The organism is Streptomyces sp. NPDC014623 (assembly GCF_043088245.1).
GTDB lineage: Bacteria > Actinomycetota > Actinomycetes > Streptomycetales > Streptomycetaceae > Streptomyces.
In genome coordinates this window covers 186,630-211,148 of the sequence record NZ_JBIBZU010000012.1, presented here as the reverse complement: position 1 = coordinate 211,148, position 24,519 = coordinate 186,630, and the positions used below count along the sequence as shown (strand labels likewise).

Below are 24,519 nucleotides of genomic sequence, written 5' to 3'. Positions count from 1 at the left end.
CCGCCCGGTCACACATGTGCATTCCTGCCGTGGCAGGGCCCGACTGCCACGGCGGACGCCGCGCCCTCACTCGTTCGGCAGCGTCCGCCGGTGGACGGGTCAGACGTTCTTCCTGGGGATCTGTTCGTTCCACGTACGGGAGAAGACCCGGCGGCCGCCCTCGTACCCGTCGAGCGTGGCGTCCACGTGGAAGGTCTCCTCGTCCGAGGTCAGCACGGTTCGTGTCTCGACCCGGATGTCCCATCCGGGGCGTCCGAAACGCATCTCCCAAGCCGATTCACCGCGTACGGATCCGAAGTCCTCACCCACCCAGCTGTACTTCTCGCAGGCCCTCAGCCCGGTCTCGATCCCGGTGTCCTCGTGCCGCTGGAGGCCGCGGTCCTTCACGATGTCGAGCACCGACCGGTAGTTCACGAGGTCCCTGGACACGGTCCACGCCTGCTCCGGCTCGCTCAGCGGGGTGACGGCGGGGGGCGCGCAGCCCTCGGGCTCGCCGAAGGGCAGCAGCGCCTTGTCCTCCGTCACGTCGCCGGGGCGGACCGGCAGGGTGAGGGTGCTGCCCTTCTCGTACACGCTGAGCAGCGCCGGTCCCGGCGCCGGCCACACGAGGGGCCAGTACGAGGTGGACAGTGACAGCCTGATCCGGTGCCCGGGCGGGAACGCCTGTGCGACACCGTGGAGCGGTACGCGCACCCGGTAGCGCCTGCCCGGCTCCAGGGCCTCGGGGGCTTCCTCGCTGTCGCGGTGGGTGAGGTTGAGCACCCCGTACGTGACCCGGGTCGAGCGTCCGTCCGGTGCCACGTCGGACAGCCTGACGTTGACCTGCGCGACCGGGGCGTCCGCGGACACCTCCAGGACGACGGCGGGTGCGCCGAGGATCTCGATCCGCTCGGGCAGCGGCTCGGTCTGGAAGACGAGGGAGCCGCCGTCCTCCTCGCGCTGGTCGTAGGGCAGGTCCGGCGGAGCGTTGTACGAGGCCCACTTGCCGGCGAACTGGCCGACGGACAGCGGCGACTGCACTGTCCGGACCCGGTCCTCCTGCTCGCTGCCGCCACCTGGCATCCCGAGGGTCGCGTCGCACAGCGGGAAGACGGCTTCCCCGATGTTCGGGGAGGGCCAGGACGGCTCGCCGACCCAGCGGCCCGGCCGTTCCTCGTACGAGGTCGAGGGCGGGACGCTCTCCTGCATCCACGCCTTGAGCATGGGGCCGTCCATGACGCCGTTGTCGACGCCCTTGAGCCAGTGGTCCCACCAGCGGACGACTTCCTGGAGGTATCCGATGGCCGGCCCCGGCTCGCCGAGGTGCGGAAGCTTGTGCGACCAGGGGCCGATCAGCCCCTTGCGCGGAACGTCGACGTGGCTGAGCAGCCGGGTCACCGCGTTGGAGTAACCGTCCGCCCAGCCGCTGGAGGCGAGTACCGGGCAGCGCAGGGCCGAGTAGTCCTCGCTCAGGCTGGCATGACGCCAGTAGCCGTCCCGCTGCTGGTGGCGCAGCCACTCAAGGACCCAGGGGCGCGCGGCGTCGAGCCGCTCCCGCCACATCTCCCGCCAGCGGTCACCGACCACGGCCGGATCGGGCGGACAGGTGGCGTACGCGAACATGGTCCCGGCCTCGGCCAGGTTGTCGGACAGCATCGCACCGCCGAGGTAGTGCATGTCGTCCGCGTACCTGTCGTCGGTGAACGACGCGATGCAGATGGCGCGCAGGCTCGGCGGCCTGCGTGCGGCGGTCTGGAGGGCGGCGAAGGCTCCCCAGGAGATGCCCATCATCCCGGTGTTCCCGTCGCACCAGGGCTGCTCGGCGAGCCAGGCCAGCACCGCTTCGGCGTCACTCTGTTCCTGTTCGAGGTACTCGTCCAGCAGCACGCCCTCCGACTCTCCGGTCCCCCGCACGTCGACACGCACACAGGCGTAGCCGTGTCCGGCGATGTAGGGGTGGTGGATGGCGTCACGCGTGGAGGTGAGGTCGTTCTTCCGGTACGGGATGTACTCCAGAACGGCCGGCACGGGATCCGCGTCGGAGGCGGTGGGACGCCAGATCCGTGCGGAGAGCCTGACCCCGTCCTCCATGGGGATCGTGACGTGCTTCTCTTCGTGGGTCGCGTAGGGCAGCTGGTCGACGTATCGCATGCCTGGGCGACCTCCTTTCGTCGTGCTGGACTGCCGGATCACCGGGTCTTCGTGCCGCGGCCTCCCGGCTCCGTCTCGTCGAAGGTGAGGCCGAGGGCGGCCACGCACCGGTCGAACTTGCGGCGCAGGTCCTCCTCGTCGTCGCCCCCGGTGAAGATGTGTGCCACCTCGTAGCTGTAGCTGTCCTGCTGGGAGACCGTGGAGAGCTTCTGCCCCTCCTCGGGTACGACGTCGATGCGCACGCCGGGTATCTCGCGCTCGATGGCGGCGATCCGCTCCGGGGTGGGCACCTCGTGCACCTTGCCGTCGCCGAACCAGCGGTAGTACCACTTGGCGGCCATGGCGTAGGGCCCCTTGCCGCCGGGCAGTGCCGGGTCGCGGCCCAGTGCGAGGCTGATCATGCGGTGGTGGTTGGGTGCGCCGTCGACGTAGTCGAAGAGTTCGGCGTGGGACTGCGAATGCCGCGGGTTGATCTCCAGGAGGCGGATGTCCTGTGTCTTCGGGTCGTAGAAGTACTCGATGCTGAAGGTGGCCGACTCCATGCCGATCTGCAGCATGGTCCGCTCGCTGACCTCGTGCAGCTTGCGGACGACCGGGGCGGGGAGGCTGCTCGGGTACTGATGGCGCAGGAAGCACGGGGAGGCCGGGTAGTTGATCGAGTCCAGTACGCCGTACACATGCGCTTCGCCCTGGTACACGTAGCCCTCGACAGCCACCTGGATACCGGTCATCGCCTCCTCGGCCAGGCAGACCTGTCCTCCCACGCCCTCCATCTCCGGCGGGAGGTCCAGCAGGCCGAGCACGGTGTCGAAGGGCCTGCCGACCCGGGCTATGCCCGCCCGGATCTCGTCGACGGCCTTCCTGAACTCCGTCATGTCCGAGACGCCGAACGCCAGCTCGGACGAGTAGGCGAGGGCCGGCTTGAGCCACATGGGGAAGTTCACTCCCTCGGGGGGCTTCGGATCGTCCGTGTCCAGGTCCACCCGGCCGAAGCGGGGGTACTCGTCGATGACCTTCCGCTGTTCCAGCCGGCTCCAGTACTTGTGCTCGCACTTGACGACGGATTCGAGACTGGTCGTACGCACTCCGTACTCCTTGCCGAGCATCGGGACGAGGGTGCTCACCGGGAAGTCCCAGTACCCGACGATCGCGTCGATGCTGCCTTCGTGCGCGTCGAGAACGGCTCGGGCGCGGTCCATGAGGTCCGGTACGGACACCTCGCCCTCCTGCAGTTCCCCGACGGTCAGCAGACGGTGGAACCGGTAGGTGCCGGCGTCCGGGACCGCTTCCAGCATCGGCAGGTTGGAGTCGTCGAGGCCGACGACGAAGATGTTCCTGCGCTGCTCCTGCGGCATGTGGGAGTGTCCCTTCGATAGGAAGTGTTCGGGCACTCCGCAGCGCCTGCCCTGAGGGGCGCCCGACATGCGCGGGGTCGTCTTCCGGGACGGCCGTACGGCTTTCCCCGCCGCGTCAGCGCACTCCGTGGGGGCGGTACTGGACACTGATCCGCGGCCCTCTGGCGTGTGCGGTCTTGGGAACGGCGTGCTGCCAGGTGCGCTGGCAGGAGCCGCCCATGACGATCAGGTCGCCGTGCCCCAGCGTCCGGCGCACCGTGTCGCCTCCGCAGCAGGGGCGCAGGAGCAGATCACGCGGGGCCCCGAGGGAGAGGATCGCCACCATCGTGTCCTCGTGCGAGCTGCGTCCGGTCAGGTCGCCGTGCCAGGCGACGCTGTCGCGTCCGTCCCGGTAGTAGCAGAGTCCGGCCGTGGTGAAGGGCTCGCCCAGTTCGTCGCCGTAGTGGCGGGACAGCGCGTCCCGGGCCTCGTCGAGGACGGGGCTCGGCAGGGCGTCGTGGGCGCGGTAGAAGGCGAGCAGCCTGGGCACGTCGACCGTCCGGTCGTACATCTGCCGGCGCTCGGCCCGCCAGGGCACCCCGTCCGCGAGCTCGGCGAAGAGCTCGTCGGCACCACTCAGCCAGCCCGGCAGCAGGTCGATCCACGCACCGTCGCCCAGGGCCGTCCTGCGCAGCCCGGTGAGACGGCCGAGGTGCGGGCGGTCGGCCTGGTCGAAGAGCGAACCCTGGAGATGAACGGACATGGCGACCACCCTACTCACGCACTAGAACGAATGTTCCCTTCGCTGGGCGGGGCCGTCGCCCTCGGGGTCGCCTCCGCCCAGTTCCGGCTCCAGCCCTTCGGAGACCCCGGCCCGGCCGAGACCCGCGTCGGCACGCCACGCCCCGAAGGACCAGCCCGTCAGTGCCACTACCACCAGCCCGAGCGTCCAGCCGCCGAGCACGTCGCTGAACCAGTGGACGCCGAGCGCGATACGGGTGAACCCGACGCCCAGGACGGAGACTGCCGCCACGGCCCAGAAGAAGGGACGGGCCCCTTGACGCACCACGGGCAGGAGGACGAGCAGCAGGATCGCGAACGAGGTCATGGCCGTCATCGCGTGGCCGGAGGGGAAGGAGAAGCCGGGGGCGTGCGCCACCGGGTCCGGCAGCTCAGGCCTCGCCCGCTCGACCACGACCTTCACCAGCAGGCCCGTCAGTCCTCCGGCCACCGCGGTGACGGCCGCCCATGCGGCCAGACGCCAGGCGCGGCGGTGCACCAGCCACAGGGTGAGCACCGCCACCGCCGCACGCAGGGTCACGGGATCCCACACCACGTCGGAGAAGAAGCGCAGGGTGCCCGTCCACGCCGGATGGTCGAGGGCGGTCCGGTTCAGCCACCGTGCCGCGTCCGCGTCGAGACGCCGCAGCGGACGCCATCCGCTCTCCACGAGGGCGAGCAGGAGGCCGAAGAGGACGGCGGCGGCCGCGGCGGCGGCCGCGGATCCGAGCAGCCGGATCCCGAATCTGCGGTCGGCGTCCCGGCTGCTCCGTCGTCGGGGCCGGGCGGCGGTTCGGACGGTCATTCAGACTCCTGGGTCGGGTTCCACGGGGCCGGGCCGCCTGGCCCGCACCGCCTCTAGCTGGGCGGCGAAGGAGAGGCCGAGGAAGAGGGCGATGGACGTGAGGTAGGCCCAGAGCAAGAGGGACATGAACGCCGTGAGCGGGCCGTACACGGTGTCGAACGAACCGCTGATCTCCAGGTAGAGGCTGAACAGCCAGGTCAGGGTGGTCCAGAGCACCAGGTAGACGGCGGCACCGAACGCCAGCCAGGTGTAACCCGGCTGGCGGCGCCTCGGGGAGCGGCGGAAGATCGCGCTCGCCGAGAGGATGACGAGGACCACCCCGGCGGGCCCGCGCAGCAGGTCCCCAGCGGACCGGGCACCGGGACCGAGGTCGTACACGTCGGCCGCGGCCGCCACCAGGTCGCCTCCGGCCACCATCGCGATGAAGCCGACGCCGAGCGGGATGCCTGCTGTCATCGCCATCATCAGCCCTCGCAGGTACTTCAGGTGGAACGCCCGGTCGCGCTCGACCCCGTAGATGCGGTTGGCACCGCGCTCTATCTGGCACATCGCGGTCGTGGTGTTGGCCAGGGAGAACAGCAGCCCGAACCACAGGGCGAGCTGGGTCCCGTCTCCGGCCCTGTGCCGGCTGCGGTCCAGCGCGTCCTGGACCACCTCGGCGCTGGGCCCCGCTGTGATGCGGTGGATCGTCAGTTCCGCCACCTTGCCCAGGTTCTCCGTGTGCAGGGTTGTGGAGAGCCCGACGAAGACGATGACCAGGGGGACGACGGCCAGCACTGTCTGCAGGGCGAGCGCCCGGGAGTTGCTGAAGCCGTCGGCGTACCGGAAGCGGACGAAGGAGTCACGCAGCAGCGGCCAGCGGCCGTAGCGCCGCAGGGTGGTCAGCGCCTCGTCGCCGGACAGTTCGCTGCCGACCATGTCACGGGTCTGCGGGACCCTGGTGGCAGTGCCCATCTCACTCTCCTCCCACAGGCATGAGTACGGTCAGCGCGCCGGGCCTGACCCACGCGGTGAGGCGCCGGCCCGGTGGCACCGGGTCGCCGTCCAGCTCACGCGGTTGTGCCTCCTCGAAGCGGATGTCCGCGTGGCGGAAGGTGAAGTACTCCACGGGGCGGGACCCGCCCGCGGGGCCGGTCTCCCCTCCTGACCGACGGCACACCAGTGACGCCACGGCGCTCAGCCAGCCCGCCGGCCCACGCGGGTCGAGGATCATGAGGTCGAGCAGGCCGTCGTCCGGTTCCGCGGCCGGAACCAGGGCCGCGCCGCCCTGCACCTTCCCGGTGTTGGCCATGAGAACCATCCTGGCGGTGCGCCGCAGGGGCCGTGCTCCGTCGATCTCCACCGTCAGGCGCATCCGGGGCGCGCGCAGTTCCCGCAGGCCCGCCATCACATAGGCGGGCCATCCGAGCAGGGCCTTGGCGCGGTCGCTGGTGCTCTCCAGCATCGCGGCGTCGAGCCCCGCTCCGGACATCACGGTGAAGTGTGCGGGCGTCATGCCGTCCCCCTCGATCCGCCCGAGGTCGACCCGGTGCGGAACACCGCTCAGCGCGACGTCCAGCGCCTGGGCCGGCTTCACCGGCAGGCCGAGGTTGCGGGCGAGGAGGTTGCCCGTGCCGCACGGCACCACCGCGAGCGGTACGCCGGTGCCGGCCAGCGCCTCCGCGGCGGCGCGGACCGTTCCGTCGCCGCCGCAGACCACGACGAGTGCCGCCCCTTCGCGTACCGCGCGTGCGGTCTGTCCCTCCCCCGGGTCGTCGGCCGTGGTCGGTACGAAGACCGCTCCGTGGCGGCCGTGGTCCTCCAGGACGCGCCGGAGTGCGTCGCAGGCCGCCTCGTCGGTGACGGTGGGGTTGAAGACCACCGTGGTGCGGCCGGCGGCCCGCCCGCCCGGCATACCGGTGGCCGGCTCCTGGCGAGCGGCCCTGTCGGCGGGCGCGGGGGCGGGCACATGCGGCCCGGCCAGCAGGGCGCGGCCGACGATCAGCAGGGAGAGTCCGCCGTTGAGCAGGCCTCCCGCGATGTCCGTCGGATGGTGCATCCCCCGGTAGGCCCTGGCGAGGCCCACCAGCAGGGGCACGAGCAGCAGCAGCACCGCGACCGCCCTGCGCCAGGGGGCCTTCGTCCGGTGCAGCACCAGGATCGCGAGGCCGGCGTAGAGGGCGGTCGCCGCCCCGGTGTGTCCGGAGGTGTAGCTGGAGGTCGGGGGCGAGGCGTCGAGTCGTTCGACCTCGGGCCGGGCGCGGTCCACCGCTGCGGTGACGACCAGGAACACCAGGGACTGGAGCGCGACGGCGGCGGCCAGGAAGAGCGCCTCCCGCCACCGGGGAAGCCGCGGGACCAGGAGCAGGCCGAGGCAGGCGAGGAGGGTGCCTGCCACGACGGTGACCGTGTTGCCGGCCTCGGACACGACGAGGGAGACCGTGTCCAGCGTCCCGGTGCGGGCCCGTTCCAGCGCCTCGCCGGCCTCGTCCTCGGACGCCAGCGGCCACAGCCGCGCCGCCGGCCCGGTGAGCAGGAGCCCGAGCCCCACCATCAGGGCCGTCTGGCAGACCGCCGTCGAGGCGATGATTCCGGCGGCCCGGCCCATGCCCCCGGCGGTCTCCGCAGCTCCGCGGCGCGGGCGCTCCGCGCCGGTCCGGAGCGGCGCGGACGGGCCGTCTCCACCGGCCGGGGCCGGCACGGCGGGCACCTGTCCGCCGTGGCGGGCTGTGCGTCTTTCCGGTGTGTCGGTCGACATGGCTTTCCCGTCGGTTCGGTGCCCCTCGGGCTACGAGTTGGGCCGGGGCTCACCCCGGCGTTCGCCGTCTGCCCCTTCCTGGCCCCGTCAGACCTGTCTCAGGGCTCCGTGCCTCCCTCTTCCGGCACCGTGCCGCGGTCCCTCCCGGTCGCAGCGGCCGGGGAACGGCCATAAGCTGCCGGGGCCGACGGGGTTCGGCCGTGGGGGCTCCGACCAGGACTTCCGCTCCGCCCGGCAGTCGAACCGAGCGCCCCGGAGGGTGAGCGGCGATCGGGAAAAACCGCATCACTGAGATGCGCGCACGTGGGCAGGAGAGCGGCGACGCCGCACGGCCCGGTACGGGCGGCGGCGGATACGGCAACCTCAAGGGAAGGAGCGTCCCGATGTCGGAAGCAGCACGCGGTGACGACGTCTACCAGCCGGACGGATCGGACTCGGACAACAGGCCGACGGACGATCTCGACCCGCAGAACGTGATCGACGAGCCCGATCTCGACGACATGCTGGACACGGGTTACTCCCCGCCGGAGAAGCCCCTGGGCGTATCGAAGTACGGCACCACCGGCGAGGAGCAGAGGGAGGGCGAATCCCTCGACCAGCGTCTCGCGCAGGAGCGGCCCGAGGAGGACCCTCTCAAGGCCGCCCGGGCCGACGACGAGCCGGAGGACAACGGCCCGGAGGAGGACGACGCCGGGCAGGAACGTGCCGGCCGCGTCGCCACCGCCGACGAGGAGCCCGGCGCCGTGCGCAACAACAGGGTGCTGGGCCGCGACGTCGGCATCGACGGAGGCGCGGCCTCCGCCGAGGAGGCGGCGGTTCACATCCAGGAGGACGACGAGAGGGCCTGAGCCGCGCGGCACGGAGACCCAGGTGCCGTTCTCGCGGAACGCGGTGTACGGAGTACGGCCGGCGCACCGCGGGGTCGCGGCCGGCCGCGCCGAGGCTCTTCCCCGCGTGAGCAGCAGGCTCTCGGGGGAGTTGGCGGGCCACCACCCGGGCCGCGCCGTCCCTCGACGCCTTGCCCGTCACGATGACGGCAGGACGTTCCCGCAGGCTCCACTGCGGTCCCCCGGCCTCTCCCGACCCTGCAGACGGGGCCCGCGTCCTGCTGCTCGGGGTCCCGGCGGAGCGGCGGCCGACCGGTGGCCCGCAAGGCCACCGCTGCCGTGAGCCGGAGGTGCCCGGTCCGGCCGCCTCCTCCCGGGCCCTGTGACCTACCCGCCCCGGACACCGGAGGCATATGCTCCGTATAGCGGGGAAACGTCACGATTGCGGGCCACGATCCGGTGTTCCGCCCGAGGAAAGGTGACAGCCGATGACCGACAACGACGTGAAGCAGCAGAAGGTACTGGCCGTGGTCACCAACTACGGCGTGGAACAGGACGAACTCCTGGTGCCCCTTGACCACCTCCGTGGTGCGGGAGCCCGGGTCGACGTCGCGGCCGTTTCGATGGACGACATCGTGACGCTGGTCGGCGACAAGGACCCGGGGAAGACCGTCCGCCCCGACCTCACACTGGCCGACGCCGACCCCACGGACTACGACCTGCTGCTCATCCCGGGCGGCACCCTCAACGCCGACACCCTCCGCCTGCAGAGCGCCACCACCGGGATCATCCGTTCCTTCACGGACTCCGGGCGCCCTGTCGCGGCCATCTGCCACGGCCCGTGGGCGCTGGTCGAAGCGGGCGTCGTCGCTGACAAGCGGCTGACCTCCTACGCCTCGCTGCGGACCGACATCCGCAACGCGGGGGGCGAATGGACCGACGAACCGGTCGTGACCGACGGTTCCGGTGGCTGGACGCTGATCACCTCACGCAACCCGGGTGATCTGGAACCGTTCGTACGGGAGATCGGCACGGCACTCTCGGCGCGGTCCTGACGCAGCGCACCGGCGGCACGGTCGCCCTCGCCCGCTGCGGCGTGCTGATCACCAGCCTCAAGGCGTCCAGGAAGGCCGTGCGGGCCGTGACGTACGAGAGCCGCACCGGACGGGAAAACGAAGGCCCGGGGCCGGGCCGCCCCAGCGATCGCCCGGGGCGGCCCGGCCCCGGACCTGTGGGAGGCGGCCCGTGCTACCAGCCGGCCTTCACGGCGTTGTAGGTCCGTCGGCAGTCGGCGTTGGTGGCCTGGTCCGCCAGCTTCTGCATGGAGGTGGCCCAGACCTTCTTGGCGACCGTCTCCAGCCCCCGCGTCCCGGCCGGAATGCCGGGTGCGTACTTCTTGATGGTCGCCAGGGCGGACCTGGCGAACTTGTTGCACACCGGCCCGGCGGCGCTCCGGTAGCGGGTGTCCAGGTCACCGGCCACTGCCTGGCCGTTCGCGGTGGCCCAGTCGTTCCAGGCTGTGCACGCCGACTGCGTGAACGCGGCCTGATCGGCCTCGCTCAGGTTGAGGACCTCGACCAGCGCGGTGTTCTGGACCTTCTCGGGGACCGTGAAATCCACGACCGGGAACTTGTCGAGCGTTTCGAGCAGCGCCGTCTGACAGGCGGGCGGCAGCTCCGCCGCCTGCGCGGAGGCGGGCACGGTCAGCACGGAGGCGGAGACGATCACCGCGGTGAGAGCGGCACGCTGGACGGTACGTGAGAGGGTCATGGCGGGCGGTACTCCTTGGGAAAGGCCGGTTCCTGGCCGGGCGCCGATGGCGGCCCGGCTACAGAACGGAACGATCACGGGGCCCCGGAGTCACGGCCGGCGGAACTGGAGGAGCGGCAGGCGGGGGTGTGATCCTCCGGCCCCGGACGCGGGCCCGCTCCCCGTCAGCTGCCGGACTCCAGGGGAGCCACGGCGCGCTCCAGCTCCTGCACCGCCTGCTCCCACAGGCCCGGCAGGGTTTCCCCCTGAGGGAGTGCCCGGTCGGTCACGAAGGACCCCTCGGCATAACTGCCGAAGAACGACAGCCCCACCCCGCAGAGGTGTCCGGGCAGGAGCGGAGGCAGCAAAGCGGTGCCCGTCACGGTGGCGGTGCCGAGGCTGCCCTTCCCCGCCAACGGCATGGACGTGGCGATCAGGTCGGTGACACGCGGGGAGAGCACGAGCCTCATGTACCACTCCGTCGGCCGGTCCGGCATGAACCTCACCAGGTCCTGGACGGCCTGACGCCACCGTTCGGCCCGCAGCTTCCGGGTCACCTGCGTGACACGGTCCAGTCGCCACAGGTGCGCTCCGTTATCCGGGACGTCCTTCCCGTTCTCCGCCGGTGAACCCGCCGGCGGGTTCACCGGCAGGTTCACCGGCAGGTTCACCGGCAGGGCGAAGAAGCGGTTGCCCCAGCTCTGTTCCTCGTCGGGGCGGCGGACGTCGACGGGGAGGAGTGCCGCCATCCGCGGCACGGAGACACCTGTCCGCGCCGACCAGGCCGACAGCGCGCCGGCGAGCGCGGCGAGGTGCGCGTCGTGCGCCGATCCGCCTCGCGCCGTGCCGATCCGGCGCAGGGTGTCCACCGCCACCCTGCCCCGCCACAACGCCCTGTCGCCCGAAGGCACGAAGGGCACGGCCGGCCCCCGGCCCCGGGGGAGGAGGGCGCCGCACACGGCGCGTACGGCCAGGCCGAGCGCGACCGCCACCCTGCGCGGGAAACCGAAGCGACCGTAAGGGCTCGGCACGGGCCTCGCCGAGGGCTCTCCGCCGCCCAGCATGGCCCGGAAGGTGAGTGCCGCGGCCGATCCGTCCTGGCAGGCGTGGTGGAATCGGTAACACACCGCGTAGGCGTCGGGTGCGTGGCCGTGCACGAGCCAGACTCCCCAGTAAGTGCCGGGGGCGAACGGTGCGTTGCGCGCGGTGTCCAGAGCCTGCTCCCACCCCGCGGCGCCGTCCGCCACCACCTCGTGGACGTGCTGGTCGACGTCGAAGTCCGCGTCCGGCCTCCACCAGGAGCGCCCCGGCGCCCCCTCCACGCGGCACGTCAGCATGGGCAGCCGGCCCAGGCCGAGGCCGACGTAGGCGCGAAGTTCTGCGAGGCTCGGCGGCGGGCCGCTCAGATAGGCGACGCCCCCTCCGTCCCACAGGGTGCCGGGGTGGCGGCTCTGCAGGCGGAGGAAGGCGCGGTCGACCGAGTGGGTGCGCTGACGTGCGCCGGGAACGGACTGGACTGACGGGTCAGAGACGGTCATCGAGGACTCCGGTTCGGCCGGCGCCCTGCCGGAGACCCGGCCGGGCGAGGAAAACGGTTCACCGGCCCGGTCGGAGCGGCTGCCCGCCAGGCGGATCGACTCTTCTGCCGCCCCCGGCCCGGTCCGCCCGGTATATACCGGGCGGACGCAGCGCGCCGACCACGGGACGCACGCCCCACGGGGGCGGCCGCCCTCACCCGGTAGCCCCTGCCTCCGGGCCGTCCCGGCTCGGTGCAGCAGGACCGGCCCGCCGTCGTCGAACCGTCCGGACCGTCCGGACAGGCCGTCGGCCCTGCCGTGGCATCACCCGAATTGATGACAGGGATTCAGGGGTTCTCAGGGGCCGTGCGTCGCCACCGCCGGCCTCGGGCCTTTGCCCGACACCGTGACCGAGGGCTGCGGCGCCCGGTCGCCCGGCGGCGGCGTCGTGTACGGACACGCGCATCGGGCCGATCGCGCTGTCGGCGGCGTCGGGAACGGACACCCCACCGGTGCCGGTGCGCAGGTAGTCCGCTGCGGCCTGGCCGAGCGGCTCGCCGGGGGTCGGCGGGGATCCCTGGAAGGCAGGGCGTCAGCATCCCGGCGCACACCCGGCCGGCCGCTTCGCCCTCGGGTACCGGCTCGACGTCCCCGGAGGAGGCGTCACAGGGAAGCGCCGCCTGCTGGAGAGGGAGGGCGCCGGGGCAAAGGCCTCTTGGGAGTCGGCTGTAACCGTACTGGTGGATCAGCCGCTCGACGCGAGCCCGGGTCTCGTCCGAGACCCGGACCTGCCGTCGAGTACCTTCGAAACGGTCGGACCGGAGACGCCCGCGGACTCGGCGATGCACGCGATAGTCACCGTCCCGGGCCCGGTGTCAGGCTCGCGGTGCTCGTCCGCCGAAGGTCTTCCCGACCGACTGGCCGGCACGGTCGCCTTCCCCGTCCCTCGACTGCTGTGACGGCCATTCCGGCGCCTTGCACCAAGAGCGCGGTGGGAGCGCTGGGCCAACGGGCGCGGGCCGCTCGACGACGCACTGCCTCACCGCGTCGGGAACCACGGTGACGGGCACGACGTCCTGGGCCGGGACCGTGTCCGTCCGGAGATCTCCCGGGCGGACACGGCGCTCAGCCGCAGGCGGTGCCGTGCAGGGTGCAGGTGTTCGGCGAGAGGGTGTTGCCGGTGTGGGTGGCCGGCCTGGAAGCCGATGTACCGACGCCCGGGGTCCCGCCGCAGCCGGAGCCGGGGGCGGCCGTGCCGGCGGATGCGGCAGTCGTGCGGGAGGCCGTGGCCGGGGTGTTGTCGCTCTGGCCATGACGCAGTGCCGTGTCGCTCACGCGCGGGTCCACTTCTGGTTGGCCTGGCCGTTACAGGTCCACAGCACCAGCGGGGTTCCGTTGGCGGTGCCGGCCCCGCTGGCGTCGAGGCACAGTCCGGAGCGGACGTTGCGGATAGAGCCGTCGGAGCCGACGGTCCACTTCTGGTTGTCCTGGTCGTTGCAAGGCCAGGTGATGACACGGGTGCCGTTGGTGGTGCCCTGGTTGTAGGCGTCCAGGCACTTGTCGCCGTAGACGCGGATCTCGCCGCTCGCCCATGTGGTCCACAGCTGGTTGGCGGCCGTGTGGCAGTCCCACATCAGAGTCGCGGCGCCGGCAGCCGTGGAGGCGTTGTCCACGTCCACGCAGCGGCCGGAGGCGTTGCCCCGCAGGCGTGAGGTGGCGGCGGCCAGCGGGCTGCCGCCGCTCACCCGGTACGCGGCGACGCCGTGCACGGGGACGCTCGCCGAGATCTGCCCGGACGTGCTCGACGTGCCGCCGGTCCACAGGTCGGTGAGGGTGAACGGTCCTCCGCTCAGGCCGATCCGGGCGGCCGTCGTGGTGACCGTCGCTGCGCCCTCGCCCCGGTTGAACAACCCCACCGCGACCGAACCGTCCGCCAGGGGCTTGGCGAACACCTCGATGTTGCCGTCATCGCGCACCCTGCGTCCACCCGCGCCTTGGGAGTCCTGGTTCACCGCCAGCAGGCGCGGGTTGCGCAGAATCACGCTGACGTCGGCGGACATCGTGCGGATGTCGTTGCCGGCCATCAACGGGGCACTCATCAACGCCCACAGGGCGAAGTGGGAACGGGACTCGGTCAGCGACAGGCCGGGGCGGCCGACGACCAGCATGTCGGGGTCGTTCCAGTGCCCCGGGCCGGACTGTGCGGCCAGCGGCGCATTGACGTCCAGGACGTTGCCGACGCCCATCGGGTAGCTGTTGGTGTTGCCGTTCTGCCAGATGTCGAGCAGGTCCTCGGTCGTCCGCCACAGGTCGGCGACCTCGCCCCAGTTGTACGTGGACCCCGTGATGGCGTGGAAGCTGTTGGGGTTGATGCTGTAGACGATCGGCCGACCGGTGGCGCGCAGGGCATCACGCATCAGCTTGAACCGCGCGACCTGCTCGTCACGCGTGCCGCTCGAGGAACACCAGTCGTACTTGAGGTAGTCGACCCCCCACGTGGCGAACGTGGCGGCGTCCTGGACCTCGTGGCCCCTGCTGCCCGTGGAGCCCGGGTAAGTGCCCACGGTCTGCGCACAAGTGCGCTCGCCCGGCACCTGGTAGATGCCGAACTTCAGGCCCTTGCTGTGGATGTAGTCCCCGAGGGCCTTCATCCCGCTCGGGAACTTCGTCGGGCTGGCCCGCAGGTTGCCCTGCGCGTCACGCTGCGGGTCGAACCAGCAGTCGTCGACCACCACGTACCGGTACCCGGCGTCCCGCATGCCCGAGGACACCATCGCGTCGGCGGCCTGGCGGACCTGGGCCTCGGTGATGCCGCACCCGAAGCTGTTCCAGCTGTTCCACCCCAGTGGTGGGGTGAGCGCCGGACTGCCCGGCGCGGCCGTGGCGGTGGACTGCGCTGAGGCCGTCACGGACGCGGTCAGCATCAGCGCGGCGGCCGTGAGGAGGCGGAACAGCCGTCCGCCTAATCGTCTGGGCACCGGGACTCCTTCGGCAGGGAAGAGAGGAGAGGAAAGAGTTCGAAATTTCGATCGTCGTTCGGAAACTTCAGATGCCCCACGGATACTAGAGAGGAGAATGAACATGTCAACCCCTCCTCGATGGGCAGAAGGCGTTGCGAGATCAGCAAAGGAGCAAGCCGAGGCGCACCGACTCCACACCAGACGCTTCGAACATTTCGAAGCGACGCACGACTTACGCGAGAAGGGTTGACGGGGTACACCAACCTCCTATCATCCAGAATGGCCGACAAGCCGCACCGCGTTCGATATTTCGAATGGAATAGAGCCGCTCCGACCGATGAACCCGAGGTGAACGCCTCCATGGATATGTCATGGCCGCATCAATCTCTCACGCGACGCCGCACGCTCGCGGCCGCCACCGGCCTGGCCGCCGGCGCCCTCCTCCCCCCTGGGCCCGCCCTCGCGGTCGCGGCACAGTACACGAACCCGGTGATCTGGCAGGACTTCGCGGACATCGACATCATTCGCGTCGGCGACACCTACTACGCCTCGGCCTCGACGATGCACTACTCGCCGGGCGCGCCCGTTCTGCGGTCGTACGACCTGGTGAACTGGGAGATCGCCGGCCATTCGGTACCCGTCCTCGACTTCGGCGCCAAGTACGACCTGAACGGCACCCGCGGCTATGTCAGAGGAATCTGGGCATCGTCACTGGCCTACCGGCCCAGCAACAGGACCTTCTACTGGCTCGGCCAGATCGACTTCGCCCGGACGTACCTCTACACCGCCACCGCGGTGGAGGGGCCGTGGAACAGGCTGACGACGATCGACACCCCCTACTACGACGCCGGCCTGCTCGTCGACACCGACGACACCCTCTACGTGGCGTACGGCAACACCACCATCAGCGTGGCCCAGCTCTCGCCCGACGGCCGCAACCAGATCCGTACGCAGGAGGTGTTCAGGACACCGTCCAGTGTCGGCACCTTGGAAGGCGCCCGGTTCTACAAGATCAACGGACAGTACTACGTCTTCCTGACCCGCCCCGCGAACGGCCAGTACATCCTCAAGTCCTCGAGCGGCCCCTTCGGCCCGTACGCGATGCGGCAGGTCCTCCTCGACCTGCGCGGACCGATCCCCGGCGGCGGTGTCCCCCACCAGGGCGGGCTGGTGCGGACGCAGAGCGGCGCCTGGTACTACATGGCCTTCGTCGACGCCTACCCCGGCGGCCGCATGCCCGCCCTGGCACCGGTCACCTGGACCGCGGACGGCTGGCCCGTCGTACAGCTCGTCAACGGCGCGTGGGGCACCACGTACCCCAGTCCGGCCGTACCCACTCCGCCCCGCCGGGTCACCCCGATGACCGGCGTCGACACCTTCGACGGTGCGGCTCTGAAACCGAGATGGGAGTGGAACCACAACCCCGACAACACCAAGTGGTCGGTCGGCAACGGCCTGACGCTGCGGACCGCGACCGTCACCCACGACCTCTACTGGGCCCGCAACACCCTTACGCACCGCATCCAGGGCCCCACCTCCACCGCCACGGTTCAGCTCGACCACTCCGCGATGCGGGACGGTGACCGGGCCGGGCTTGCGCTGCTGCGTGACTCCTCCGCCTGGATCGGCCTCAAGCGCGACGGCGGTGCGACACGGGTGGTGGTGGTCACCGGGCTGACCATGGACAGCAACTGGAACACCACCGGCACCGGCACCGAGATCGCGAGCGCGCCCGCCTCCGGCGGTCGCATCTGGCTGCGCGCGAACGCGGACATCCACCCTGGCGCACCGCGCCCCGGGACCTTCTCCTACAGCACCGACGGCATCACGTTCAACCGTTTCGGGCCCACCTTCTCCATGGGCAACGACTGGCGGTTCTTCATGGGCTACCGGTTCGCCCTCTTCAACCATGCCACTCAGGCCCTCGGCGGCACGGTCCGCGTCACGCGGTTCGAGGTGTCCACACCCTGATCCGATCCATCGACCGCACCGCCCGGCCCCCGCCCCTGCCAGGAGAACCATGAGCCCGCTGAAACAGCTCGGTCTTCGCCGGGCATCCGTCCCGGGCGTGCCGGCCGCGACCGCCCTGATGAACCCGGCACCGCGACCCGCATCAGCGAAAAGGGCAGGCTGCGACCAGTACCCAAGTCATCGGACCGGACAGCAGTCACTGCTTCCGCTGCTGGACCTCGACCACCCTGGCTGGCTCCCTGGACGCTCCGCGCCACGTCCGGGAGCGACCCGTTCGGACCGGGGCCCGCCCCTCCCGGAAAGTGAGGAGTCAGGCGCCGGCCCGGACGGCCAGGCGGGTGGGGAGGACCAGCGGGGTGGGGAGGACCAGCGGGGTGGGGTCCTGCCCGTTGACGAGCGCGACGAGCATGGGGGCGTCGTTGAGGGCGCGGGAGGCCGCGGAGCGGGAAACGCCGGCGTGTTCGGCCACCTCGTCGGGCGTCGGATGCCGACACGGCGCTGCTTCTGCCATGGCTCGTGAGCCTTTCACAGGCGGGGAGCGCTCAGGGACGCATGAGAGGGGACCGCTTCCAGCGCCATGGCCTACAGGACCTGTCTCCCCCTGCGGCAGTCGGATGCTGTGCCGACTATTGACAGCTCAACCACCCACCCACACGATGGGGACCGCTTCCAGTGGGAGCGCTCCCAAAGCGCACCTCCTCTGAAACCGAGGTACCGTCTTGAGCCGCAGACTCCGCACCCTGATGGCAGCGCTCTGTGCTCTGCCGCTGGCGTTCGCCGCCTCACCCTCCGCCCACGCGGCCGACCCCACCACCATGACGAGCGGGTTCTACGTGGATCCCGACTCGAGCGCGAGGCAGTGGGCGGTCGCCAACCCCGGCGACGGCCGGGCCGCCGCGATCAACGCCTCCATCGCCAACACACCGATGGCCCGCTGGTTCGGCTCCTGGAGCGGCACCATCAGCACCGCAACAGGTGCCTACGTCGGAGCGGCGGACTACCGGGACAAGCTGCCCATTCTCGTCGCCTACAACATCTACCACCGTGACTACTGCGGCGGGCACTCCGCCGGCGGAGCCGCCTCGCCGTCCGCCTACGCCAGCTGGATCGCTCAGTTCGCCGGAGGCATCGCGGCCCGCCCGGCCGTCGTCATCCTCGAACCGGACTCCCTCGGAGACTACGGCTGCATGACCCAGGCCCAGATCGACGAACGCGAGGCCATGCTCACCGGTGCCCTCGTCGAGTTCAACCGCCAAGCCCCCAACACCTGGGTCTACATGGACGCAGGCAACCCCCGCTGGGCCGACGCGGCGACCATGGCCCGGCGCCTCCACGAAGCCGGCCTCCGACAGGCCCACGGCTTCTCGCTCAACGTCTCCAACTACATCACCACCGCCGAGAACACCGCCTACGGCAACGCCGTCAACAACGAACTGGCCGCCCGCTACGGTTACACCAAGCCGTTCGTCGTGGACACCAGCCGCAACGGCAACGGCTCCAACGGCCAGTGGTGCAACCCCTCCGGCCGCCGCATCGGCACGCCCACCCAGACGGGCGGAGGCGCCGAGATGCTCCTGTGGATCAAGACCCCGGGTGAGTCCGACGGCAACTGCGGTGTCGGAACCGGCTCCGCGGCCGGCCAGTTCCTCCCCGAGGTCGCCTACAAGATGATTTACGGCTACTGATCCAGGACTCCCGCCGCCCGCACAGGCGACCGGCAGCCCGCCGGGGCGGCGGGCACTCCCCCGGCCATCTCACCGGAGAGGGACCGACGTGATCCCCCCTCAGCCTCGCGCTTTCATGAAGCGGGCTGTCCGGCAGAAAAGCAGAAAGCGCCTCTGAGCAGCAAGAATGAGGACTGCCGAGGTCCTTGTTCCTGCCACCGCCGGAGGCACTTCCCGGGTGAAGCACTCTAACGATCAAGGGCCGGTTCCGGATGACTCCGGAACCGGCCCCGCTCTGCGACTGTCTCCAGTCGGGACGACAGGATTTGAACCTGCGACCCCTTGACCCCCAGGAGTAGGGGTGATCCCTTTTGTCTGCACATACGTCCAGAAATCAGGGGGCACGGCGTGTGGTGCCGTGCGTGCCGTTCAGGTGCGCGGACACCGTCTGGTCCCCAACTGGTCCCCATGGGGCATGTCCTTGACACGTACGACAAAGGGTCGCCGCCCTCCAGGAGGCGGCTCGTCAGGGCTTGTCACGGCATGAGACCTGGCAGCCTCGCGTCCGATCTCGCGGATAAATGCCACGGCCTGCCCGTGATCGCGCTCACCGACGACCGTGGCCGACTGCTGCGAGTCTCCGCAGCCCGGCCCGGACGGACCTCGGCGATCACCACCTGCCGCCACGACCTCCTCACCGCCAAGCTGCGGCGGGCCTCGGAGCCATCGCCGACCTGGGCTTCGTCGGCCTCGACGACAGCAATCCCGACGCTGAGCCGGCGGCGATCACCGGCTGCAAGGCAGCTCGGAACATGCCACAGGGGAACTGCCCGTAGAGGACCAGGCCGCAGCCCTTTACGCGGGAGGATCCAAAAGTTCTGCAGGAACGCCTGTCACGCCGCCGGTGCGGTTCAGGTGGCACGGATGGTGCGCTCACGGGACGGCAAGGGCTCAGCGTTCCCTCCGTATCGGCCGTACGGGGCGACTCCTTGAGGACCATCGTCCGTTACTGGGGCGGCGGTTGAGACCATCCGGCACCGGACGAGCGCGCGCCACCCTATCGGGCAACACGACAGATGCAGTCCTGCGGCCGGGCCCGGTGCGACTGGCCTGAATCTGCCTCCGATATGGCTACATGACATCTAGGAAGCGCAGAATGAATGTGCAGGGCATCTAATTTGTTGACGTGACCATGGTGGCGATATAGCTTGAGGCGGCTTCCACAGTAAAAGTCGCACGGAGAACGAGATGCGTAGGATTTATTTTCCGGTACCTTTGTCCATTCTTTTGGCAGGTATCCTCACCGCCTGTTCATCCGCACCGGAAGCGTCCGTCTGGCAGGACGATACCGAACCGGCTGCGCGTTCTGGTTCGGTCGGCGGGTCCAGCTCCGCGTGCGCCCTTCCCGTAACGTTCGGCATCGCGCCCTCATGGACTCCGCGCCCCGTAGTCGGCGCAACCGACTCCCTCCCCAAGCAGGGCAATGTGACCTTGGCCTGCGAAATTGATGCCAAACCTGCGGGCATCTTCGGCTTCCTCCGCGTGTGGCGCAGCGCCGACACCGCAAAGAATTCCCGCCGCGTCCTCGACGCCTACCTGGCCGAGGAGAGGAAAATCTCCGAGCCCGAATACCGCGAGACGAAGGCCGGCCCCTTTTCCGCAACGGAAGTCACATATCTTAAATCCTCGACGGATGGCCCCGCAAAAAGGGAGCGCGCTCTTTCCGTACTGCTCCCCGAGGGGTATTTGATCATTCACATCGGTGGTCTCGACACGCAGGAGCACGAAAAGCTACTGCCTGGATACGAACTTGCTCGGGACACCATGGCCGCCTCCGCCGCCTCGTTCCCGAAAGCCCAGTAGCACACGGACACGGACGCGACGTCGTGGCTCCTCCCCTCTGACGGCTACCACTCCTCCGAATGCAGCACGCCTCGGAGGGCGTCCTCCTCCATGCCCGCTCTTCACGCACAATCCTCCGGACCTCGCGTCCCGGTACCGCAGCCTGTCCACGAACCCTGCGTCGCTGAGGGAATCCGAGGGCGCGCCACCGCTGTCGACGAACCAGTCGCTGCATCAATCAGCACATCAGAAAGGCACCATGGGATGAGCCCCATAAGATCGACCACCTTACGACACCTGCGAAAAGCACTCAGACGCACCTTCGTGGTAGCAGCGGCTGCAACTGCCATGTCCCTGCTCGCGTCTACAGCCGACGCGGCGGCCGTCGCCTCCCGGACCACGGGCACGAGGCCGGCAGTCACCGCGGCCGCTTCCGCTTCCGATGTCCCTCCAGGCTTTCCGGATCTCAAGTGGGACCGCTGGCCGGAGTGGAGCATCTGGACGAACTTCGCGAAGCCCGACCCGGTCAACTGGAACACCTGGACGCCTAGTTCCGACACCGGCGAACAGGCACAGGCCGATCAGTGCAGGCTCGGACACGTCCTCCACAACGGCGGACCGCTTGTCAAGAACCTGGCCCAGTCCGCACTAGAGGGAACGCCACAGGACCGCCGTAACGCTCTGACGGAGAATTCCTCGGCCGAGAGCCCGGTCGACCTGGCGAACGACGACGACTGGGATACCGCGCCGCCGCCCTCGGGCTTCCAGACCGAGCAGCAGCAGCGCTGGCTGGAGCAGATCAACAAGTTCCAGCACCACTTCGATGCACCGGAATTCGACACCGCCACACGCGAGTTCCGACGTGATTCCCACGAACGCACTTCGCAGGCGACCTTCGCCGACCTCGTTCCCAGGGCAGGCAAGGACTCACTCGATCGCGTCACCGAGATCATCGGCGAGACGCAGGGCAGTGACGAGTACTTCCAGGCGCTCGACAAGTTCCAGAAGGAACTGGCAGCCCTGGTGGGCTCGTCCGGTGGCACGCTCAAGGACCTCTCCGTCGGGATGTCCGCCGATGACGCGCGGATGTTTCTGCAGTTCGGTGGATTCCCGAAGACTGCGCCGGTACCGGGAACGGTTGAGCACCGTACCGAGATCGAGTCGCTGAAGGTTCGTTGGTCCAACTGCGACTTCGAGAACCCCGCTGACCCGTACCGGGTCATGGGCGAGGTCGTCGAGACCGCACGCACCGAATGGCAGGCGGAGCTCGACGCCCAGGCCCCGTACCGGAACACCATCGTCGCTGCCGAGGCCGCGGCCTACGACGACCTGTGGAACGCCTCGTTCGCCATGGTCGAGGCGGTCGGCCAGGCGTGGGTAGCAGAGGAAGTACTGGCCTGGCAACGCTCCCAAGGACCGAACTGGCAGCCCACCGCGGCGCAGAAAAGCCAGATCGAAACGGAGCTGAAGAACACCCAGACCCGGATCAACGCGCAGCTGACGCTCGCGAAGTCGCTCGCCGACGACGCGGCGGTCCAGGCGTCCAAGGCGGACACGGCTCAGGCCGCGGCTGCTGAGGTCGCCGAGGCGGCGGGTACCCCCCGGGGCCGTGGCCTCGCCTACGCCCAGCAGTCGGCGCAGGTCACGAAGGCGTCCGCAGCGGGGGCGCAGGCCGCGTACAAGGCGGCCAACACCGCGCTGCAGGCATCCAAGGCTACGGTCGCGGACAACGGCGCCCTGTTCTCCCGCGCCCGCGCGGAGGCGAACGCCCTGGAGGCGGAGTACCGCCGCGCGGCCGCGCAGGAGAACGCCGCGCAAGCCACGGCGGCGGCCAAGGCAGCCGCTGAGCAGGCCACTCTCGCCGCCGACGAAGCGGCGAAGGCCAAGTCGGCACGCACGCGTGCCGAGACCGCGGAGGGCAAGGCCAAGGTCGCTGCCGCAGACGCTCGTTCGAAGATGGAAACCGCACAGCAGGAGAAGGCGGCCGCAACGGCAGCACGCAAGCGTGCCGACACCGAACGCGCCAAGGCTGCCGCTGCCGAGGCACGAGCCGTGACGGAACGGAACGCCGCGGCGGACGCTCTCGATCGTGCCACTGCGGCCGGCGCCGTGGCTGACTCGAAGTCACAGGCCGCCCTCGTCTCCGAGATGGACGCGGCTGCGGCCAGGGACAAGGCAGTCGCTGCGGAGCGGCAGGAGGACGCTGCTGCCTCCAGGGCGGCGGCCTACGAAGCGGCTGCCGCCGCTGCGGAGGGAACCGACAACGCTGCCGCGGCCCGTGCCGCGGCGACCGAGGCCAGGGCTGCGGCGAACGACGCGTCGGGGGCTGCTTCCCGTGCTCGTACTGCGGCAAACGAGGCGAGCACCGCGGCGGTCGCGGCTCGCAAGGCGGCCACGGAAGCCACAGGCGCCGCCGAGCGTGCCAGAGCCGCGGCGAATGGCGCGAAGGCGGCGGCGGCGACGACCCACGCCCAGGCCACCGCGGCACACGCCGCGGCTGCCGATGCCATCGAGGCTTCCAAGGCTGCGGCGGGGCACGCCCGGGCGGCGGAGGGCTTCAGCCGCGTGGCGGCGGCGAACGCGGTCGCGGCTAAGGCCAACGCGGCGGAAGCCCGCTCGCAGGCCGATCAGGCACGGGCCGAGAGCGCCGTGACCGCGGGACAGGCGTTCGCGGCGGCCCAGGCGGCCACGGCGGCCGGCGACGCCGCGAAGGAGGTGATCGATCCCGCCAACGAAGCGATTTCATTGGGTAGCCCCTACCAGGAGATCGACGCTTCGGCGGGTATGGCCGTACTGGTGGGCCAGAACGCCATGACGCTGGCCGATCAGCAAGCCGCTGCGGCGCAGGCCAAGGCCGACGAAGCGGCCAAGGCCGCCGTGGCGGCGGCGGATGCCGCAGACCGGGCAGATGCCGACAGCAAGCTGGCGGCGGAGGCGGCGGCCACGGCCGTGGCCCAGGCGGCGAAGGCCGCAGTCTCCGTCACCCAGGCACGGGCCTCCGCGAAGGCGGCAGCGGCCGACGCGGCTGCGGCACAGACCGCCGCGGCCAACGCCACCAAGTACGACAATGAAGCACAGGGATACGCGACCACTGCCGACACGGCGGCGACCGCTGCCGAGAGCGAGGCCGCTGCCGCGCGTAACGCGGCGACCGAGGCTGAGCTGGACGCAGAGGGCGCTCACAAGGCGGCGGACGCCGCCCAGAGCGATGCCGACAGCGCCAACAGCATCGCCCAGTACGCGGAGGAGGCGGCCGTCAGAGCGGAGGCCGCAGCCGCGAACGCTCAGGACAGTGCCGTCGAGGCCGACGAGGCGGCAACGCGCGCCGAGGAGGCTCTGAGACAACGGATCGAGGCCGCACGCGCCGAGCGGGCGGAGGGAGCCGTCGACACTGGTGCCGAGCTGTCGAGCGAAGAAGAAGCGATCCTGCTACGTCTCTGTGGCCAGAGCTGTGTTGATGAGTGGCGGGTGGCCAAGGACGCCACGGCTCAGGACGTGCTCGACTGGATCAAGGCTAACGGCGGAGAGATCATCCTCGACGTCGTCGGCTACACCGATGCGAAAATCTGCTTCACCAAGGGCGACATCGAAGCATGCCTGTGGACACTGATCAACGCCGCCAGCGTTGCCGTCGTGGTGCTCAAGCTCCCAGCACTCACCGTCGCAGTCGCCAGGGTCACCGCGGGGATCACCAAGTTCTTCGAGGCGTCCGCGAAGGGCAAGCGGACGCTGACGAAGCTCCGGGACCTCATCGAGAGGGCCAGGAAGGACCCCGACCTGCCGCCCTGCGCGGGCAAGTCACTGGCCCGCGCGGCCGCCGACGACGTCTGTGATCTCGACTGGGACATCGGTGACCTTCCCTTCGAGAAGCTGGAAGATCTCGACAAGAGATACGGCAGCGATGTCACCGACGGCGTCGAGTACAACTGGGGCAAGATGCAGGAGAAGGGTGCGGACGGAAAGCCGACGAAGAACGCCATCGACCACGCCATCCCCGGCATCGGCACAAACATCGAAGAACTTGCCAAGTACTGGGCCAAGTGGCGTGGCAAGGCCACCCACATCGACCCCACCACCAAGAACCCCGTCGCCTTCGACGAGGCGAAGGGTGTAGTCGTCATCATCAAGGACAGGTACATCCACGGGTACCGGATGACCAAGGAAAAGTTCCTCAGCAAGTACGATCCACTGCCGTCCAACTAA

The 24,519-nt window shown here is 70.1% G+C and carries 17 protein-coding genes and 1 tRNA gene; 6 read left to right on the top strand and 12 right to left on the bottom strand.

Annotation, left to right across the window (positions count from 1 at the left end; all coding sequences use genetic code 11):
- Positions 1–99: 99 nt before the first annotated feature.
- The 6 genes from ACF1FZ_RS20795 to ACF1FZ_RS20770 all read right to left on the bottom strand — a co-directional run bounded on the left by ACF1FZ_RS20795 (position 100) and on the right by ACF1FZ_RS20770 (position 7,786).
- The gene (locus ACF1FZ_RS20795; protein WP_391774862.1) at positions 100–2,130 is read right to left on the bottom strand and encodes a CocE/NonD family hydrolase; all 2,031 of its coding nucleotides are present in this window, start codon (positions 2,128–2,130) and stop codon (positions 100–102) included.
- 38 nt (positions 2,131–2,168) lie between these two features.
- Entirely contained in the window at positions 2,169–3,485 is a 1,317-nt protein-coding gene (locus ACF1FZ_RS20790; protein ID WP_391774861.1) for an acetyl-CoA carboxylase biotin carboxylase subunit family protein, read from the bottom strand.
- Between the two features lie 115 nt (positions 3,486–3,600).
- On the bottom strand, positions 3,601–4,227 hold the full coding sequence (locus ACF1FZ_RS20785; protein WP_391774860.1) for an alpha-ketoglutarate-dependent dioxygenase AlkB: 627 nt from the start codon (positions 4,225–4,227) through the stop codon (positions 3,601–3,603).
- A gap of 21 nt (positions 4,228–4,248) precedes the next feature.
- Positions 4,249–5,049, bottom strand: coding sequence for a phosphatase PAP2 family protein (locus tag ACF1FZ_RS20780; protein ID WP_391774859.1), 801 nt, complete (start codon positions 5,047–5,049; stop codon positions 4,249–4,251).
- The gene (locus ACF1FZ_RS20775; RefSeq protein WP_391774858.1) at positions 5,050–6,003 is read right to left on the bottom strand and encodes a YihY/virulence factor BrkB family protein; all 954 of its coding nucleotides are present in this window, start codon (positions 6,001–6,003) and stop codon (positions 5,050–5,052) included.
- Between the two features lies 1 nt (position 6,004).
- A complete protein-coding gene (locus tag ACF1FZ_RS20770) occupies positions 6,005–7,786 on the bottom strand; it encodes a diacylglycerol kinase family protein (RefSeq protein ID WP_391774857.1) in 1,782 nt (593 codons plus the stop codon).
- 383 nt (positions 7,787–8,169) lie between these two features.
- Here ACF1FZ_RS20770 and ACF1FZ_RS20765 point away from each other — a divergent pair, with 383 nt between their 5' ends.
- Together ACF1FZ_RS20765 and ACF1FZ_RS20760 are read left to right on the top strand one after the other, a co-directional pair.
- Positions 8,170–8,634 (top strand): DUF5709 domain-containing protein, encoded by a 465-nt coding sequence (locus ACF1FZ_RS20765; RefSeq protein WP_391774856.1) that lies wholly within the window; start codon positions 8,170–8,172, stop codon positions 8,632–8,634.
- 467 nt (positions 8,635–9,101) lie between these two features.
- Positions 9,102–9,668: a DJ-1/PfpI/YhbO family deglycase/protease gene (locus ACF1FZ_RS20760; protein WP_391774855.1), complete on the top strand. Its 567-nt coding sequence runs from the start codon at positions 9,102–9,104 to the stop codon at positions 9,666–9,668.
- 193 nt (positions 9,669–9,861) lie between these two features.
- Here the strand turns inward: ACF1FZ_RS20760 and ACF1FZ_RS20755 are convergent, their stop codons facing one another.
- From ACF1FZ_RS20755 to ACF1FZ_RS20740, 4 genes are all read right to left on the bottom strand, one after another.
- Entirely contained in the window at positions 9,862–10,383 is a 522-nt protein-coding gene (locus tag ACF1FZ_RS20755) for a hypothetical protein (RefSeq protein ID WP_391774854.1), read from the bottom strand.
- A gap of 164 nt (positions 10,384–10,547) precedes the next feature.
- Positions 10,548–11,900 carry a wax ester/triacylglycerol synthase domain-containing protein gene (locus ACF1FZ_RS20750; RefSeq protein WP_391774853.1) on the bottom strand — a complete coding sequence of 451 codons (1,353 nt, stop codon included), beginning with the start codon at positions 11,898–11,900 and terminating at the stop codon, positions 10,548–10,550.
- Between the two features lie 1,104 nt (positions 11,901–13,004).
- A complete protein-coding gene (locus ACF1FZ_RS20745) occupies positions 13,005–13,214 on the bottom strand; it encodes a hypothetical protein (protein WP_391774852.1) in 210 nt (69 codons plus the stop codon).
- Entirely contained in the window at positions 13,211–14,803 is a 1,593-nt protein-coding gene (locus ACF1FZ_RS20740; RefSeq protein ID WP_391774893.1) for a glycoside hydrolase family 27 protein, read from the bottom strand. The genes ACF1FZ_RS20745 and ACF1FZ_RS20740 overlap by 4 nt, the downstream gene beginning before the upstream one ends.
- 396 nt (positions 14,804–15,199) lie before the next feature.
- Between ACF1FZ_RS20740 and ACF1FZ_RS20735 the strand changes: the two genes are divergently transcribed.
- A complete protein-coding gene (locus ACF1FZ_RS20735; RefSeq protein ID WP_391774851.1) occupies positions 15,200–16,810 on the top strand; it encodes a glycoside hydrolase 43 family protein in 1,611 nt (536 codons plus the stop codon).
- Between the two features lie 310 nt (positions 16,811–17,120).
- Here ACF1FZ_RS20735 and ACF1FZ_RS20730 read toward each other — a convergent pair whose 3' ends face one another.
- Positions 17,121–17,321: a hypothetical protein gene (locus ACF1FZ_RS20730; protein ID WP_391774850.1), complete on the bottom strand. Its 201-nt coding sequence runs from the start codon at positions 17,319–17,321 to the stop codon at positions 17,121–17,123.
- A gap of 208 nt (positions 17,322–17,529) precedes the next feature.
- Here ACF1FZ_RS20730 and ACF1FZ_RS20725 point away from each other — a divergent pair, with 208 nt between their 5' ends.
- On the top strand, positions 17,530–18,495 hold the full coding sequence (locus ACF1FZ_RS20725; RefSeq protein WP_391774849.1) for a glycoside hydrolase family 6 protein: 966 nt from the start codon (positions 17,530–17,532) through the stop codon (positions 18,493–18,495).
- Between the two features lie 290 nt (positions 18,496–18,785).
- Here ACF1FZ_RS20725 and ACF1FZ_RS20720 read toward each other — a convergent pair.
- Positions 18,786–18,865, bottom strand: a tRNA-OTHER gene (locus ACF1FZ_RS20720).
- A gap of 857 nt (positions 18,866–19,722) precedes the next feature.
- On the opposite strand from ACF1FZ_RS20720, the gene ACF1FZ_RS20715 reads away from it, so the two are divergent.
- Both ACF1FZ_RS20715 and ACF1FZ_RS20710 read left to right on the top strand, forming a co-directional pair.
- Positions 19,723–20,337 (top strand): lipoprotein, encoded by a 615-nt coding sequence (locus ACF1FZ_RS20715; protein WP_391774848.1) that lies wholly within the window; start codon positions 19,723–19,725, stop codon positions 20,335–20,337.
- Positions 20,338–20,664: 327 nt separating this feature from the next.
- A complete protein-coding gene (locus tag ACF1FZ_RS20710) occupies positions 20,665–24,519 on the top strand; it encodes a hypothetical protein (RefSeq protein ID WP_391774847.1) in 3,855 nt (1,284 codons plus the stop codon).